The organism is Rubritalea spongiae (assembly GCF_042652385.1).
GTDB lineage: Bacteria > Verrucomicrobiota > Verrucomicrobiia > Verrucomicrobiales > Akkermansiaceae > Rubritalea > Rubritalea spongiae.
Genome location: NZ_JBHSJM010000001.1, coordinates 2,073,431 through 2,088,114 on the forward strand (window position 1 = coordinate 2,073,431; position 14,684 = coordinate 2,088,114).

At 48.8% G+C, this 14,684-nt stretch carries 8 protein-coding genes; all 8 read right to left on the minus strand.

Annotated elements, in window-relative coordinates:
• Window positions 1-23: 23 nt before the first annotated feature.
• The 8 genes from dnaE to speA all read right to left on the minus strand — a co-directional run bounded on the left by dnaE (window position 24) and on the right by speA (window position 14,579).
• Window positions 24-3,530 carry a DNA polymerase III subunit alpha gene (gene dnaE, locus ACFPK9_RS09345; RefSeq protein ID WP_377094601.1) on the minus strand — a complete coding sequence of 1,169 codons (3,507 nt, stop codon included), beginning with the start codon at window positions 3,528-3,530 and terminating at the stop codon, window positions 24-26.
• A gap of 475 nt (window positions 3,531-4,005) precedes the next feature.
• Entirely contained in the window at window positions 4,006-4,221 is a 216-nt protein-coding gene (locus tag ACFPK9_RS09350) for an RNA-binding protein (protein ID WP_377094602.1), read from the minus strand.
• A gap of 123 nt (window positions 4,222-4,344) precedes the next feature.
• The gene (locus ACFPK9_RS09355; RefSeq protein WP_377094603.1) at window positions 4,345-5,124 is read right to left on the minus strand and encodes an SDR family NAD(P)-dependent oxidoreductase; all 780 of its coding nucleotides are present in this window, start codon (window positions 5,122-5,124) and stop codon (window positions 4,345-4,347) included.
• A 41-nt stretch (window positions 5,125-5,165) separates the two neighbouring features.
• Window positions 5,166-8,810, minus strand: coding sequence for a hypothetical protein (locus ACFPK9_RS09360; RefSeq protein WP_377094604.1), 3,645 nt, complete (start codon window positions 8,808-8,810; stop codon window positions 5,166-5,168).
• 90 nt (window positions 8,811-8,900) lie between these two features.
• A complete protein-coding gene (locus ACFPK9_RS09365) occupies window positions 8,901-9,875 on the minus strand; it encodes a DUF6268 family outer membrane beta-barrel protein (RefSeq protein ID WP_377094606.1) in 975 nt (324 codons plus the stop codon).
• Window positions 9,876-9,950: 75 nt separating this feature from the next.
• Window positions 9,951-11,699, minus strand: a complete 1,749-nt coding sequence (locus ACFPK9_RS09370) for a LamG-like jellyroll fold domain-containing protein (RefSeq protein WP_377094607.1) — start codon at window positions 11,697-11,699, stop codon at window positions 9,951-9,953.
• A gap of 121 nt (window positions 11,700-11,820) precedes the next feature.
• Entirely contained in the window at window positions 11,821-12,594 is a 774-nt protein-coding gene (locus ACFPK9_RS09375; protein WP_377094608.1) for a porin family protein, read from the minus strand.
• 86 nt (window positions 12,595-12,680) lie between these two features.
• Window positions 12,681-14,579 (minus strand): biosynthetic arginine decarboxylase, encoded by a 1,899-nt coding sequence (gene speA, locus ACFPK9_RS09380; protein WP_377094609.1) that lies wholly within the window; start codon window positions 14,577-14,579, stop codon window positions 12,681-12,683.
• Window positions 14,580-14,684: the final 105 nt, after the last annotated feature.

Here is a 14,684-nt window from a genome sequence, read left to right on the forward strand (position 1 = left end):
TTAGAGAGGGTGACTGACTGGGTTTATTCCATCCACTTTGCGAGGGCCATTTCTAGGGAGTCGGATTTGCGGACGTTAAATGATTCACCGGCCTCGAGGGTGGCGCGGTCTCCCATAGTGTTCTGGATGTGGAGCAGGACGGGAGTCTTGCCCGGGTTGGACTGGAGGATGTCTTTGATTTCTCGGAGATCCTTCTCGTCGTGTTTTGCGGTCCAGAGAGTGATGTTGAGAGCTTTTTTGTCAGCACCTGCGACGCGCTTTCCGGCAAGGCCTTCGATCTTGGAACCTGAGACTCGGCGGGATTCTGGGTTGCGGTCGTCTTCTTGAATATTGCCGAAGAGGCGAATGACATTGCCTGCCTCTAACAGTCCTTCATCACGAGCTGGTGTGTAGGATTCGCTCCAGGCGAGAATTTCTTTTGTACCGGTGAAGTCTTCGAGGTGGATGACGCCGAAAGGTTTGCCAGCTTTGGTGACTTTGTGTTCGATGTGTTTGATCATGCCGGCGAAGCGGTGGCGCTTACGGCGGTCGCTGAGATCGATTTCATTGATGAGGCCGATACGGGTGTACATGTCTGCGTCGATGATACCGCGGTAGGCATCGAGCGGGTGACCTGAGACGTAAAATCCTAACAGTTCTTTCTCAGTTTCAAGGCGTTGTTCTTTTGGCCATTCGCTGAGGACGAGTGGTGCGTCTTCTGGCTCAGGTGCGGAGCCGAAGTCCATAGAGTCGAAGAGCGAGACTTGACCTGCGGCGCGGTCTTTGTGCGATGAGGATGCGGTGGCGATGACTGTTTCGAGACGTGCGTCCATGCTGGCTCGCGTTTCACCGGTCCAATCCATGGCGCCGGCTTTGATAAGGTTTTCGAGGATGCGCTTGTTAACGACCTTGGTGTCGAGTCGGTTCGAGAAGTCGTCCATGCTTTCGAATGGTCCATTTTCATCTCTGTTAGCGATGGCGATCTGCATGGCTCCTTCACCGACGTTTTTAATGGCGGAGAGTCCGTAGCGGATGGCCATTTTTCCTGAGGGGAGTTTTTCTGGGGCGAAGCGGAGTTTTGATTTGTTGACGTCGGGTGGAAGAACCTCGATTTTCATGCGGTGTGCTTCAGCGATGAAGACGGCAATCTTGTCTGTGTTGTTGATTTCGTTTGAAAGGAGGCCACAGAGGAATTCGACGGGAAAGTTGGCTTTGAGGTAGGCTGTCCAGTAGGAGATGTGGCCGTAGCAAGCGGAGTGGGATTTGTTGAATCCGTAACCCGCGAAGCCTGCGATTTTATCGAAGATCTTGTTGGCAGTTGTGGCATCGATATTGTTAGTTTTGGCGGCGCCTTCGACGAAGATTTCGCGTTGTTTCGCCATTTCCGAGGGTTTTTTCTTACCCATCGCTCGGCGTAGAATATCCGCACCACCGAGTGTGTAACCGGCGAGGACTTTGGCGGCATTTTGCACCTGTTCTTGATAGATCATGACGCCGTATGTGTCGCCACAGATTTCTTCTAACAGCGGGTGTTCGTAATCGACGGTCTTTTCGCCTTTCTTGACGGCGATCATTTCATCGATGTACTGCATCGCACCCGGACGATAAACGGCGAGCAAATCGATGACGTCTTCAATTCGGTCGATGCCGTACTTTTTACAAGTTTCGACCATGCCGCCGGATTCTAGCTGGAACACCCCCATGGTTTCGCCTCGGTTGAGGAGGGCGAGGGCTGGTTTGTCGTCGAGTGGGACTTGGGTGATATTGAAGCCCGGTGTGTGTGGGGTGATGTGGTCAACGGCGTCCTGAATCACTGTGAGGTTTTTCAGTCCGAGGAAATCCATTTTTAGGAGGCCAATTTCGGTAATTGCTCCCATGTCAGCTTGGGAGACAACTTCACCTTCCTTCGCTCGGGCGAGTGGGACGTGGCGGTCGAGGTCGCCGTCACCAATCACGACACCAGCAGCGTGGACGCCAGTATTTCTTTTGAGACCTTCTAGTTTGGTGGCGTAGTCCCAGAGTTCTTTGTAAGTGGTGGAAGCTCCGATGAGCTCGCGGAGTTCTTCTTTTGCATCGTATTCGGCTTGGAGTTTGACGCCGGGGACGGCTTCGATGAGCTTGGCAATGCGGTCGGCATCGCCATAGGAAACACCGAGTACGCGAGCGACGTCGCGGAGTACGGATTTGGCTCCAAGTGTGCCGTAGGTAATGATGTGACAGACGCAGCGTTCGCCGTATTTTTTACGGACGTAGTCGATGACTTCCGGGCGGCGTGTCTGACAGAAATCGATATCGACATCGGGCGGGGAGACACGCTCAGGGTTGAGGAATCGTTCGAAGAGGAGACCAAAGCGCATCGGGCAGATGTCGGTGATCTTCATGGCGTAGGCAACGAGTGAACCGGCAGCCGAACCGCGTCCTGGGCCGACGGGGATATCGTGATCGAGCGCCCATACGATGAAATCGGCGGTGATTAAGAAGTAGGATGCGAAACCGAGCGAGTTGATAATTCCAACTTCGTAATCGAGGCGTTCATTGAGGATTTTCCAGACTCCGTCGACATCGGTGTCGTAGATGCCACAGAGTTCTTGGATTTTATCTTCGGGGTAGCGCATTTCTACACCCTCACGACAGACTTTTTTGAAATACTCTTCTCGTGGCGAACCGTCTGGCGCTTCGAATTGCGGGTATTTGTCTGAGGAAGTGGGATCTAACACGAGCTCGACATTACACTTCTCTGCGATTTCGAGGGTGTTGTCACAGGCTTCAGGAATGTCTTTGAAAAGTTCACGCATTTCAGCGGCGGACTTGAAATAGACTTGGTCTGAGTAGCTCTTACGATTTTCATCTAATAGCAGGCAAGATTCACCAATGCAGATGAGGACATCGTGCGCTTCGTGTTCTTCTGGCTTGAGGAAATGGATATCATTGGTGGCGACGACTTTGAGATCGTACTCCGTGGCTAGTTCACGCAGAGCCTTGATGGTGGCTGGCTGAGTTTCTAGGGCGTGATCCATCAGCTCGATGTAGAAATCTTCTTTGCCGTAAATATCGACTAGCTCTTCGACTTGTGCTTTGGCGGCGGCAACATCGCCTTTTTCTAACCATTCTTGGATAGGGCCTTCGTCGTCTCCTGAGAGACAGATGATACCTTCAGAGAATTTGCGGAGAGTGTCGCGGTCGACGCGTGGTTCGCCGAAGTAGTCGCCATCGAGGTGGCCGACGGAGACGAGTTTGGTGAGGTTATTCCAGCCAGTGGTGTTCTTGGCGAGGAGAGTGAGGTGGGTGGAACGTTTGCGGCCGGGAATGTCTTTTTTATCAGTGAGCGAGGTGGGTGCTAGGTAGATTTCGCAACCAAGGATCGGTTTGATGCCCTCGCTGGTCATTTTCTGATAGAACTCGACGGTGCCAAAGAGGTTGCCGTGGTCAGTCATGGCAACTGTGCTCATATCGTTTTCTTTCACTGCTACAGCGAGATCTTTGATGCGGACGATGGAGTCCTTAACGGAGTATTCAGTGTGGACGTGAAGGTGAACGAAGGAGTCAGACATGTGTCAGGAACTAGGATAAAATAGTGAGTAAAAGGAGCGTTGCAGCTAGCGGAAGAGTTGGTAGCTGAGTTTGTAGCGAGTGGTGGAGTGGAGACCAACTTCAAAGTCGCAGTGGAAAGAGATTTTTACTAGAATCTCAGCAAGAAAAAAGCCCGCCGTTTTAAGGTGGGCTTGATTGGGGGGATTTTTTCTTTTCGGGGGGAATTTGTTCGGGGGGGAATTTTACAAAACTCTCCGAAATATCTGCTTTGGGCAGATAACCGTTTGTCTTGGTATCTATGACTATGAATCAGGTGTTTAAAAAATGCAAGGACATTCTACACGAGTAAGTTGTGTAGGTTCGGGATTTAAGTTTGATAAAGAAATATGAGTACCACCAAAACTAACAGTTTAAATGTTATAACGGGTAATAAAAAACGCGCTCATTGATGGAGCGCGTTTAGCTTATTAGAAAATGATATTTTCAGCTAGATGCTTAGTTATCGTCAGATGTTTCTTTTATATCTGAGAGTGCTGCGATGAAGTCGCCGAGAATATCAGCAGGTACCATGATCGTGTCGCGGTTGCCGCTGACGTCCTCTGTGATTTTTACGACCTTGCCGCGCGCATTTTGCTTCAGGTCTAAGTAAAATGTTTTGCGATCAGCAATGATCTTTTCCGTGTGCAACAGGTCGTTATTATTATTCTGCATCTAGCCTCCTTTTATAAATGTAAAACGTTCCTCTCCTTTGAGGATACAGCTGGTTTTCTCTTAAATAAAAACGTAAGTCAATGTAAATCAATGGAAGTAGCTCATATTATTAAACAACATTAATTATATTGAAGTGGCAGAGAAGCCACCATCGACAAGAATTTCTGAACCTGTGATGAAGCTGCTAGCGGTGCTAGACGCGAGTAAAAGGGTGGCTCCGACGAGTTCTTCAGGGCTTCCAAAGCGCGATGCTGGGGTACGACGAAGGATTTCAAGTACACGTGCTTCATCTAACATAATGGTACTTTGGTCGGCAGGGAAGAACCCTGGTATGAGAGTGTTAACGCGGATATCGAACTCGGCCCATTCGCGGGCGAGGTTTTTTGTGAGGTTGTGTAGCGCAGCTTTACTGGCTGATTGGATAAAGCGGTCGGAGAGTGGAGTAAGTCCTGAGATGGAACCGATGTTAATGATGCTGGTCGGGCGATCGTGTTGTTTGAAATAGTCTCCGAAGATTTGGCAGGCACGGAATGCACCATTGAAGTTGACTTCGAAAATGCCTTGGAGTTCGGCTTCGGTGATATTTTCCACGGCGTTGCGGTAGTTGATACCAGCTCCATTGATCAGGATGTCTATACGTCCCGAGCGCTCGCTAACGATATCGACGAGGGCCTCTATGGAGCCGCGTTCGGAGACTTCGGCTTCGACGAAATAGGCTTTTCCTCCTATGGCTTCGATGGCGAGCACACGTTCTTCACCTTTATCGGCATCGCGTCCAGAGATAACGACTTCGCAACCAGCTTTGGCGAGACCGAAGGCGATTTGGCTACAGAGTTCGCCGGTGCCACCAAGAACGACAGCGACTTTGTTGGTAAGGTTAAAAAGGGAATCAATGTATGACATGATAGTAATCCACTTAAGCTATTTATGGGAGTTTCTCAAATTTATATTTCGTTAGGGTGTAGCCAGCGGAAGTGAATGAGTTGGTAACGCCTACCGAATTTTTGATTGATTAGGCTGAGTTCATTATTTTTTTCCCAGTGACCTTTCAGTGGTTCTTGAGAGCTTAGTAACCACTTGTAAGGTGGGGTCTCAGGAGGGTTAGTTTGATCTAAATATTCGGGCAAGCGTTGGACAATGGCTTCACAATAGGCGGTGGCTATAATTTCACCTTCGGGGCTCCGGTGTTCTCCGTAGGCGCGGATTATAAAAGTGTCTGAACGGGCGGTGAGGAGGTGACCGATGCGCTGCAGGACGTCCGCCTGTGTTAGGCTGGCAGGAGCTCCGTAGCCACTGTGGTATTTAAATGTTAGAGTATTAAGTTTGCCGAGTTGGAAGTCTGTTGGGGTTTGAGGATCAGCGACGATTTCGGAGGGAGGTGAAAAATTTGGGGTGTTATAAGCGCCGTTGATCGAGGTGCGGTTGATGGCTGCTTGGAGTGTCCCTTCGTAGCAAATTTGTAATGATGTTAGGGGGAGTTGTTGGACACGTTTTCTATAATGGAACTCAGGGTTGAGGCTTCGGTTTATCCATTGAGAAAGTGTTGGAGCCGGGCCTCTGAGTTTATTTTCAGTGACGATCGCTTGGGCAAGTGCTTCGATTTCACCATCGGTCAGCGCCCGGTAGGTGCTTCCGTCATAGAGTGTGGGGTCACTTAGGTTTGTGGGAGGGGTGCTGATATGTTTGGCTTCGACATAGGGTAATCTAGCGAAAGGGGTGAGGTTTTCAGAGATGTTAGACCCTTCATTAGTTTGTAGGCTTCTGGTTGCTGAAAGCACGCACTTCCACGCTTCTGAGGAAGTGGAATTTACATTAAATCCGCCTCGCAATAGCAACTGGGTAGCGGAGAGGTGTGGGTTGTTCCAATGTTGTGAATCGAGAGGTTCTATGGCTTCTAGGTTTTTGTTAGGACAGAAATTTTGTTGTTGCTGAAGGTTGATATGGTCCTGTGGTCGAGCACCGGTAAGGAAGTAGCGATCCCAGAGCAGATGGTTGTAATGGAAACTTTGGTCGTAGTGGGTGCTGGTGGCAGAACTGGCGTAGGCATGTTTATCCTGCAGGGTAATTTTAGTGTTTGCGGGGGGAATATTGGGAGGAAGGAAGGCGTTACCAATGGCGGAGTGGGGGAAGAAGGTGTCTGTGGCTGAGGCATTACTTTGGTCTGCATTGTAGTTGCTCACCCACTTTGAAATATTAAGTTGGGTCAGATGGGCGAGGGAGATGGTGCGGGTTTCATGACGGGGAAGTGCTAGTTGGATTGCCTTGTTAGATCCGGAAGCAAAGCTATCGCTATGGCCGACAAAAGCTTCATTGTTAGAGTTTAATTCAGGGTGAATGAGTGGACTGGCGCCGATGCTTATACCAGATAGAAACTGGGGAGGAGCTGTGAAGGTTTCCTCGGCATCTGGGTGTGCACCGTAGGCTCCGTAGCGAGCCGGATTACTGTTAAAGAAGATGTTCCACGGGGCGGTGAATAAGTTAGTATCTAATTTGTTAGAAGGTGTGGTCCACGCGGTAGAGTTGCCTGTATGGTGAGTGATATCTGGGAATTTACGGATCAGAGCTGCTGTAAATTGTGGAGTTTGTGAGCCGTTGTTGGTTCCTGACGATAGTGGTTCGTGGTCTGCTTGGTCTTGAGGGATGAATCGGATTCCACTCGTTGGTAGGATGTTTGCGAAATCCCAATTGATTCTCTGGAAGCTAGAATGATTGGTGACTTGGAGGCGAGTGTGTTCAGCTCCTGCCGCTGTAGGGTAGCGCAGGATAGTTAGTGTGGGCGGCGAGGGTTTTGCTTCATTCTCGGATTGGGCTTTGACACGTAGTTTTGCATTTTTTGAATAGAATCCATTACCTGGAGCGTAGCCTTGGGTTAAAGTGTTAGGCGTATTTCTGGAGTACTGGAGAATCTGGTTTCCTGTGGGAGCTGTGAAGACCGCGGTGCTACCAGCAGGGATGGTGGAGGTGGGGATGTGGAAGCTGAGTCGGCAAATGTCGGAACTTTGAATGTTGCCTTGGGGATGGAAGGGATAGATGAATTTTTCAGTTCCTGAGGTGGGGTATGACCAATTGGGAGATTCATTTTCGGAGTCGTCTATTAGTGCAAAAATTTGCCATTCTCTATCGTCGGCAGGGGTGAGCTCGAGTTCTGTGTTGTGTTTTCCAGAGCTCCAATTTCTATCTAGATAAAGCTGGAACTCAATAGCCTCAGTGATTTTAAGGTCTGCATTGTATGGGTTCCAAAAGATGGCAATTGGTATGAAGTGCTGGCGCAGAGCGTATGCGTGCCAGTAGGTATCATCTGCTTCTTTTTCTATGCCTTGGTACTGTAGGCTAAAATCGTAGCCAATTTGGAACCGTGTTAAGAGGGCTTGTCGGCGGATCAGGCGAGCGTCCATTTGGTGCCGGTAATTCCGGTCAGAGCTCTGCCAGTAATAAGGCAGTTGGTGAGCTGGGGAGCCCAAGTGAGAGGAGAGTGTGGGGCATTTTCCGTTGATGTTAGATTCCCATTCTGGTCGTCTTATATAGGAGCGAATCACCTCCCATGGGACACCTGCATAGTGACTGAATTTTACAGGGCTAGTTTCAGCTGGGAATGTCGATTTCTGGTAGAGAAATATGGGAGAGTGCTGAGAAGATTCAGTGCCTGAATGAGATGTTAGGTCTTTAAATTTAACATCATCTAAATTGATAGCAGCTGTTAGGTTTTTCTTGAGGCCGCCATTTTGTTGGTCGGATAGGACTGATTGGGAGTAGACCGTGTAGCTATGTGCGTGCTCGTCGAGGAGCTTGTGGTGTTCCTCGCTGTAGAGGGAGATAGTGTTGAGTGTGAGGTTTCGCTCGGGATGTGAAAAGTCAGCTAGACCTATGGGGCGTAACTGAGAGGGAGCTCTCAGACTGTTGTAGTCACGAAAATGGTGTGTTTCATCGTGCGTGAGCTTGGAGTTGTATTGCCGTTCGGTATCGTAACTGTCGATACGAGCTTTACAGCCTTCGTCGGAGATCCAGTAAGCGTAGCCTCCATTGTTAGGCAGTGAAATACGGGGAGCTTTAACGGCGTGGGACGACGCTGAATGTTTGAGGGTGACTGACTTTTCGGAAGGAATCTCCGAGAGTGCAGTGGTATAGTTCTCTGGATATTCTGTCCCGTTCCAGTCGAGCAAGTTATGGAATTCGTTTCCTGAGACGAGGTAGGCGGGGAGCTTTTGAATTTTTCTCAGCTTAATGCTGTCGTTGGCTTCTGGAGTTAAGACTTTCTCTGTTTGGTAGGCTAGCGTGTAGTAGGGGTGGATGAGAGCTGGATCTGTTTGCGAATTTGGCGTTTTTCGAGAATCTAACAAGTCAGCGCGCGAAGTTGTTGTTTGATCCTTTCCAGTATAGAGTTGGAGTTGTGTCAGCGCTATTTGCAGAGCGAGCCTAGCATTAGTTTTTGCGTAGGATTTAGAGAGGCTATGCTGACTCTGCTGGCTTTCAATAACGCTCAGTTGGACGCAGGCGAGCGCGAGGATACAGAGAGGTACTAGTAGTACGATACTGGAGATCAGTGCAAACCCAGTATCGCGCCTTAGTATTCTATGACGACGAAAATACAAAACTAACAGATTGACAGTAAGTCACAATGTTAGTGTGTGTCGAGGAGTTTATTGGTAGCTAGTTTACACCAATCAACTGTGCAAATGCTATTAGTAGCGATAGTTTATAGCTAGGCCGAGAAATGGGCCAGGCTTGACGTCTGTTTCTTGGAGTGTGTTATTGTCGAGGTCCTCGATTTTGATTTCACGTCCAAAGGTGTAACCGAAGTCTACAGAACCCCAGAAATTTTTGTAGAGGCGGTGCTCTGCGCGGAGGGCGAGGTTGATTCGGCTGGAGTTCACGGTGCGTTCGGGTCCTGCGTCATCTGCTTCGATTTTCCATGTGGGTGAGCTGAAGCGAACGCTAGTACCGATGAAGAAGTCATCGTTCACGCTATAAGACACACCTGCGATTGGCCCTAGAATGTAGGCTTCTACATCTGTGCAAGGTCGGTAGATCAACTGGATAGCGGGGATGAAGAAATCATTTCCATAGTTATGTGAGTAGTAGGCACCCAAAAGGAATCGAAAGTCTGGGGTGAATACGTATCCAACACCGGCACCAGCAGCGATAGCATCGTTATCACTGGCCTCGAAGTCACCATTCCAGCTGGGCATGACGAAAGCACCAGAAATCCAGCGATCTCCATGTTCTTTGAGCACTGCGATAGGTACACTGAGAGAGTGTAGGCTGCTATCTGGGAGTAGTGGCATGCCGCTATTCTCAAATTGAGTGTTTGTGTAGTAGAAAAAGCTGAGGAGGTGCCAATCACCATAGTTGAGCGGGAGAATGGGACTAAAGAGGGCAAATTCGTTTGAGCTGACATCTCCGTCCATGTCATCGAAATCAGCTTCGAATTGATGTTGGTAGCCAGTAAAGCCGACAAAGTAGCCAGGGAGTCTGGTGGTGATGCTTTGGGAGCGAGTAAAAAATTCTAAATGGGGGTCACCGAGGTAGAGGCCATCGGGCTCTGTTGTGATTTCGGTACCAGTTGCTTCGTCGATGAGAGCATCGGGTGTAGATCCCGCTTGGGCAGCAGTGTGGCCGAAGAATGCACCAAAAAGTAAACAGAGCGTTTTTTTCATTAAGATGTAGTGTGCTGGGGTATTAGAAAAAGGGCTCTCAAGAATGAGAGCCCAGTGGTGAATTATGAGAGATATTTAGTTATAGGAGATGCTGGCCTCGTACATTTTTTCGATCTCGTTTTGGTTGAGGGATCGATCCCAAATTGCGAGGTCATCAATGACCATGGGCGTTTTGTGGAGGAAGTTTTCATTACTGTCACAGCCAATGTAGATGTGACTATTTACTGTTTGAGAGTCGTTAGAGCTATTACCCATACTATTTCCGTTAAGATAGAGGGAGATGGATTTGTCATAAGTAGTGAAGACGACAGTTACCATGCTCCAGCTACTTGTTTGTAGAGAAGTATTATTGTCTGGGGTCCATTGCCAGAATTGATCATTCCCTTCGAAGGGTTCGTTTGAGCCTCTTTTCCATGGCTTTCTACTTATCATAGCTAGTTTACTGGAGTGAGAGCTACCTGATTTCATCCAGAATGAGATGGTGAAATCTTTTGATCTATCAGCTAGAGGTGTGCCAGCAATTGGAAGTCGGAAGTAGTGAGATCTATCAATGACTAGGGCCTTACCACTAAGACCATTGTTAGAGAATGAAGGTCTATTTTTGAGCGCTTCTAGTGAAAAATCATCATTTTTAGGATCCTGTACAGAACCATTGTTAAAGTCCATGAATGAGACTAAGCCGAGCTGAGGGATGGAGACGGGTGATTCTTCAATAACTGGGACTGCTACTGTGTTAGAGGAGTCATCGTCGCCACCTGACATGGCGATCACCACGATTAATAAAATGAGGACGACACCAATTCCACCGAGAACCATTGGGTTTTTAATGATGGAGATTTTCTGTGCAATTTCTTGTTTTTTGACTTCATCTTCCGCTGCTTTTTTCGCGGCAAAGTCTTCGGCAGCTGTGGTGATGTGCTGTTCAGCTGGGTGGATAGCCTGAGTGGATGTGACGACTCGTGCAGCCGCCACGGACTGTGCAACAGTCGCAGTGGAAGCTGAGATAGGGACTGGAGCTGATTGGATAGGCTGGGGAAGGTGCTGGGTAGCTTCTTCGTAGCTACTGAATCGTTCAGCTGGGTCAACAGCTGTCATTTGTTGGAGCCAGTTAGAGAATCCTTCCGGGACGCTAGGGTTGTAGTCGATGATGGGCCCTAGAGGGTTTTCTAGGACGAATTGTTTAACTTCATCTATGGGAGTTTCTAACCATGGGTGACCACCTGAAAGAGCGTGAAAGATGAGTTGGCCAATCGCATAGACTTGTGATGCTTCGTTGGCTTTTTCTCCTTTTGCTTGTTCTGGAGAGATTAAGTATGGAGCTCCGAGGAAGTCAGAAGAGCCATTTATCTGGTTGTAGATTTCAGCGAGGCCGTAGTCAGTAATGGTGAAACGCTTGGCACCACTCGGACGCGACATGAAGCGGACATGCATGGGGTCGAGCGCTCCGTGGAAGTTACCACTGGTGCGAGCTGCGTCAAAAATCTCAAGTAATTGGTGAGCTAGTTCCCAGCCTTCGTATTCGCTGAATGCGCCGTTTTGAACCAGATGATGGTTGATGTCGGTGCTTTCTTGCAGTTGGCGAATGAGGTAGGGACCTTCGTCATCAACGCCGTGATCGTAGATTATGGGAAGACCAGGATGAGCGATGGTCGCGAGCTCACTTGAAAGGTGGCCGAATGTTTCTTGCCATTCAGTTGCATTACCACTTGGTCTTTCAAATCGGAAAATTTGAACTGGTCGCTGAATGAGTGAATCTTCAGCTTCGAATTGTTTACCGTAGGATAGCTCCTCGATTAGCGATCCTACATTATAGCGTTCGTCCATTGGGCTCTGTGGTCTGGGTATTTTTGAGTTAGAGAGAAATTAGGTGAGGGGCTTCACATCGCTAACACTAAACGCGCAGCGAGTGAAGCGTAATGATTAGGATTGTGAAATGCTTAGAGTGTTAGAAAGAATAAGCAACTCCTAGAAATGGTCCATGTGTGTTTGTGTCATAGATGAAACCATCATCTTCATAATCAATGGATTGGTAGCGGTAGCCGCCGACTACAGCCCATTGTTGGGTGATGTCATAGCCTAGGATAGCTAATAACTGCCAGGTTTCTTCAGAAGAGACATCGAAGCCACCATATTCGGCTGATAGTTCGCTTTTCCATTTATTGGAGAGTCGGTGGCGTAGGGTGAGTCCAATCGCTGGGTCGATCCATGACTCTGAAAGTCCTTCGGACATGCCACCGCCTGAGAGTTCTTGATTGATGTAGTTATACATGGCTGCGGCGTAGACGGAGAGCGATGTGGTTTCATTAGAGTATACTTCATAACCCGCACCTACTTCTAGTCTAACTTGTTCGAGGTCGTATTGGAGGTCGATTCCGCTGGGCAATGTGGCATTGGTGCCGAGGTTGACGTATTGGAGGTCTGAAAAGATCCGCCATTTGCCTTTGTTGGCTTCAAATGCTAGGAAGCCAGCAAAATCCAGATTATCCCAGATGTCACCGAATGAGGCATCGATTTCCGCTGGTGGCAAAGCGGGAACGCCTGATGTACCATCGATTCCAGAGAACCATATGTAGGGAGCGATTTTAAATTCCCACGCATTCGTTTCAGGAAGAGTGATAGGTGTGGATTTCGAAGAGTCTATTCCGCTAGCGAAATCACCAGCATAATTATGTGATGCTAATGCGAGTGATATGCTGATGCATGTGAGGTTTTTTAGCATAATTGTTTAAGGCTTATGTATGATAGAGTCTTCTGGGTCAAGTTGCATTTCGAGGACGCGGGGGAGTTCGGGAATCGTCTTATCCCTTAGTCTTCGTAGTAGGTGTAACCGTGGAGACCAGCCTTGTATGCTTCCATAATAATTTTGCGTTGTTTGGCGCTGATTGTGCCTTTTTGAACCGCATTTTCAGCAAAGCCCCGAAAGCGCTTTTCAAGGTCTTTTGGCGAATATTCTACATAGGAGAGCACATCGGCGACAGTGTCTCCTTCTACTTCGTGAGTATAGGTGAGTTGACCGTTTTCCATGCTAACTGAGACTACATGTGGGTCGCCCAATAAGTTGTGCAGATCGCCTAGTGTTTCTTGGTAAGCTCCTACGAGGAATGCGCCGATGTTGTATTCTTCATGCGCTTCACGTTTATGCACTCTGAGATAGGTTGAGACTTTATCTTGGTCGATAAAACGGTCTATTTTGCCGTCACAGTCGCAGGTGATGTCAGCGAGGATGGCGCGTTCGGTTGGCTCTTGATCCAGTTTATGAATCGGCATAATTGGGAAGAGCTGTTGGATCGCCCATGCATCTGGAAGGGATTGAAACACGGAGAAGTTGGCGTAGTAGAAGTCGATGAGATTCGACTCTAGTGTTTGAAGGTCTTCTGGGACGTGTTCTAATTCTGCGGTTTGGGTGGCGATAGTGGTACAGAGGTACCAATAAATTTTTTCAGCGATCGAGCGTTCGCGCAGGTTGACGAATCCGAGGCGGAAGAGGTCGCGGACTTGATCGCGGTAGAAGAGCGCGTCGTTGAAGCACTCTTGGAGGTTTTTCACTTTGATTCGGTTGCGAATTTCCCAGAGGTTGTGGAGCATTTCATGGGCGTCCTTCTCTGGGGCATCGGGTTCTTCTGGATGGGAGAATTTGGTGACGTCTAGGATATTGAAAATGAGTACTGAGTAGTAGGCAACGATAGCGCGGCCAGATTCTGTGACGAGTGTTGGGTGCGGAATGTCTGCGAGATCGCAGTGTTTTTGTACCACCTCAATGAGGTTTGAGGCGTATTCTTTGAGCGTGTAGTTACACGAGGAATGGAAGTTTGAGTGTGAGCCATCATAGTCGACGGCTAAGCCACCACCCATGTCTAGAATTTCCATTGGGGCGCCTTCTTGGGCGAGATTGACGAAGACTTGTACGGCTTCGGTAGCGGCCTCACGGATAGCTCGCATATTCGGGAGCTGGGAGCCTTGGTGGTAATGGAAAAGTTTGAGGCAATCGAGGTAGCCTTCGGCCTTGAGAAGGTCGACAGCGTCGATGAGTTGGGAGGAGTTGAGACCGAAGACCGAGCGGTCGCCACCGGATTCTGCCCAGTGGCCTTCAGACTTGGTGGAGAGGCGGAAACGGATACCGAGTTCTGGGCGAATGCCGAGGGCTTTTGAGCGCTCGATAATGGCCATGAGTTCACTTGGCATTTCTAGCACTAGAATGACACGAATTCCCATTTCTACAGCACGCAGGGCGAGGTCGATGAATTCATCGTCTTTATAGCCGTTGCAGATGAGGTAAGCATTGGGGTCGTGCATATAGGCGAGAGCGGCGATGAGTTCTGGCTTTGAACCGGCTTCGAGCCCGTAGTGGTATTTTTTTCCGAATTCGGAAATTTCTTCGATCACCTGTTGCTGTTGATTGACCTTGATCGGGTAAACGCCTCGGTATTCTCCTTGGTAGCTTGTTTCGGAAATGGCCGAGCGGAATGATTCGTTGAGGTGTTCGATGCGGCGGTCTAACAGGTCACGGAATCGCAGCAGTTGAGGCATGGCTGAGCCGCGCTCTTTGAGGCCTTCAATAATTTGTTGAAGGGAGACAGGCACTTCTTTTTCTCCGTCCCGTAGTAATACGACGGCTTCGCCATCATCGTTTATATCAAAATACCCGTTGCCCCAGCGCTGAACTCCGTAGAGATCGCGGGCGTCATTTATGGACCACTTGCTCATAGTTAGTGCCTCTTTAGAGCCTGAACTTGGTATTATCTAGTTAGAAATGCAGAGGATGTGTAAAAAGTGAGACATAAAAAAACCGAAGGGGGTGAGCCTTCGGTT

Bases quoted from the DNA above. Each gene is read 5' to 3' on its own strand.
- ACFPK9_RS09350 (WP_377094602.1), bottom strand. From the start codon at position 4,221: ATGCAGAATAATAATAACGACCTGTTGCACACGGAAAAGATCATTGCT.
- ACFPK9_RS09375 (WP_377094608.1), bottom strand. From the start codon at position 12,594: ATGCTAAAAAACCTCACATGCATCAGCATATCACTCGCATTAGCATCA.
- ACFPK9_RS09355 (WP_377094603.1), bottom strand. From the start codon at position 5,124: ATGTCATACATTGATTCCCTTTTTAACCTTACCAACAAAGTCGCTGTC.
- ACFPK9_RS09365 (WP_377094606.1), bottom strand. From the start codon at position 9,875: ATGAAAAAAACGCTCTGTTTACTTTTTGGTGCATTCTTCGGCCACACT.
- dnaE (WP_377094601.1), bottom strand. From the start codon at position 3,530: ATGTCTGACTCCTTCGTTCACCTTCACGTCCACACTGAATACTCCGTT.
- ACFPK9_RS09370 (WP_377094607.1), bottom strand. From the start codon at position 11,699: ATGGACGAACGCTATAATGTAGGATCGCTAATCGAGGAGCTATCCTAC.
- speA (WP_377094609.1), bottom strand. From the start codon at position 14,579: ATGAGCAAGTGGTCCATAAATGACGCCCGCGATCTCTACGGAGTTCAG.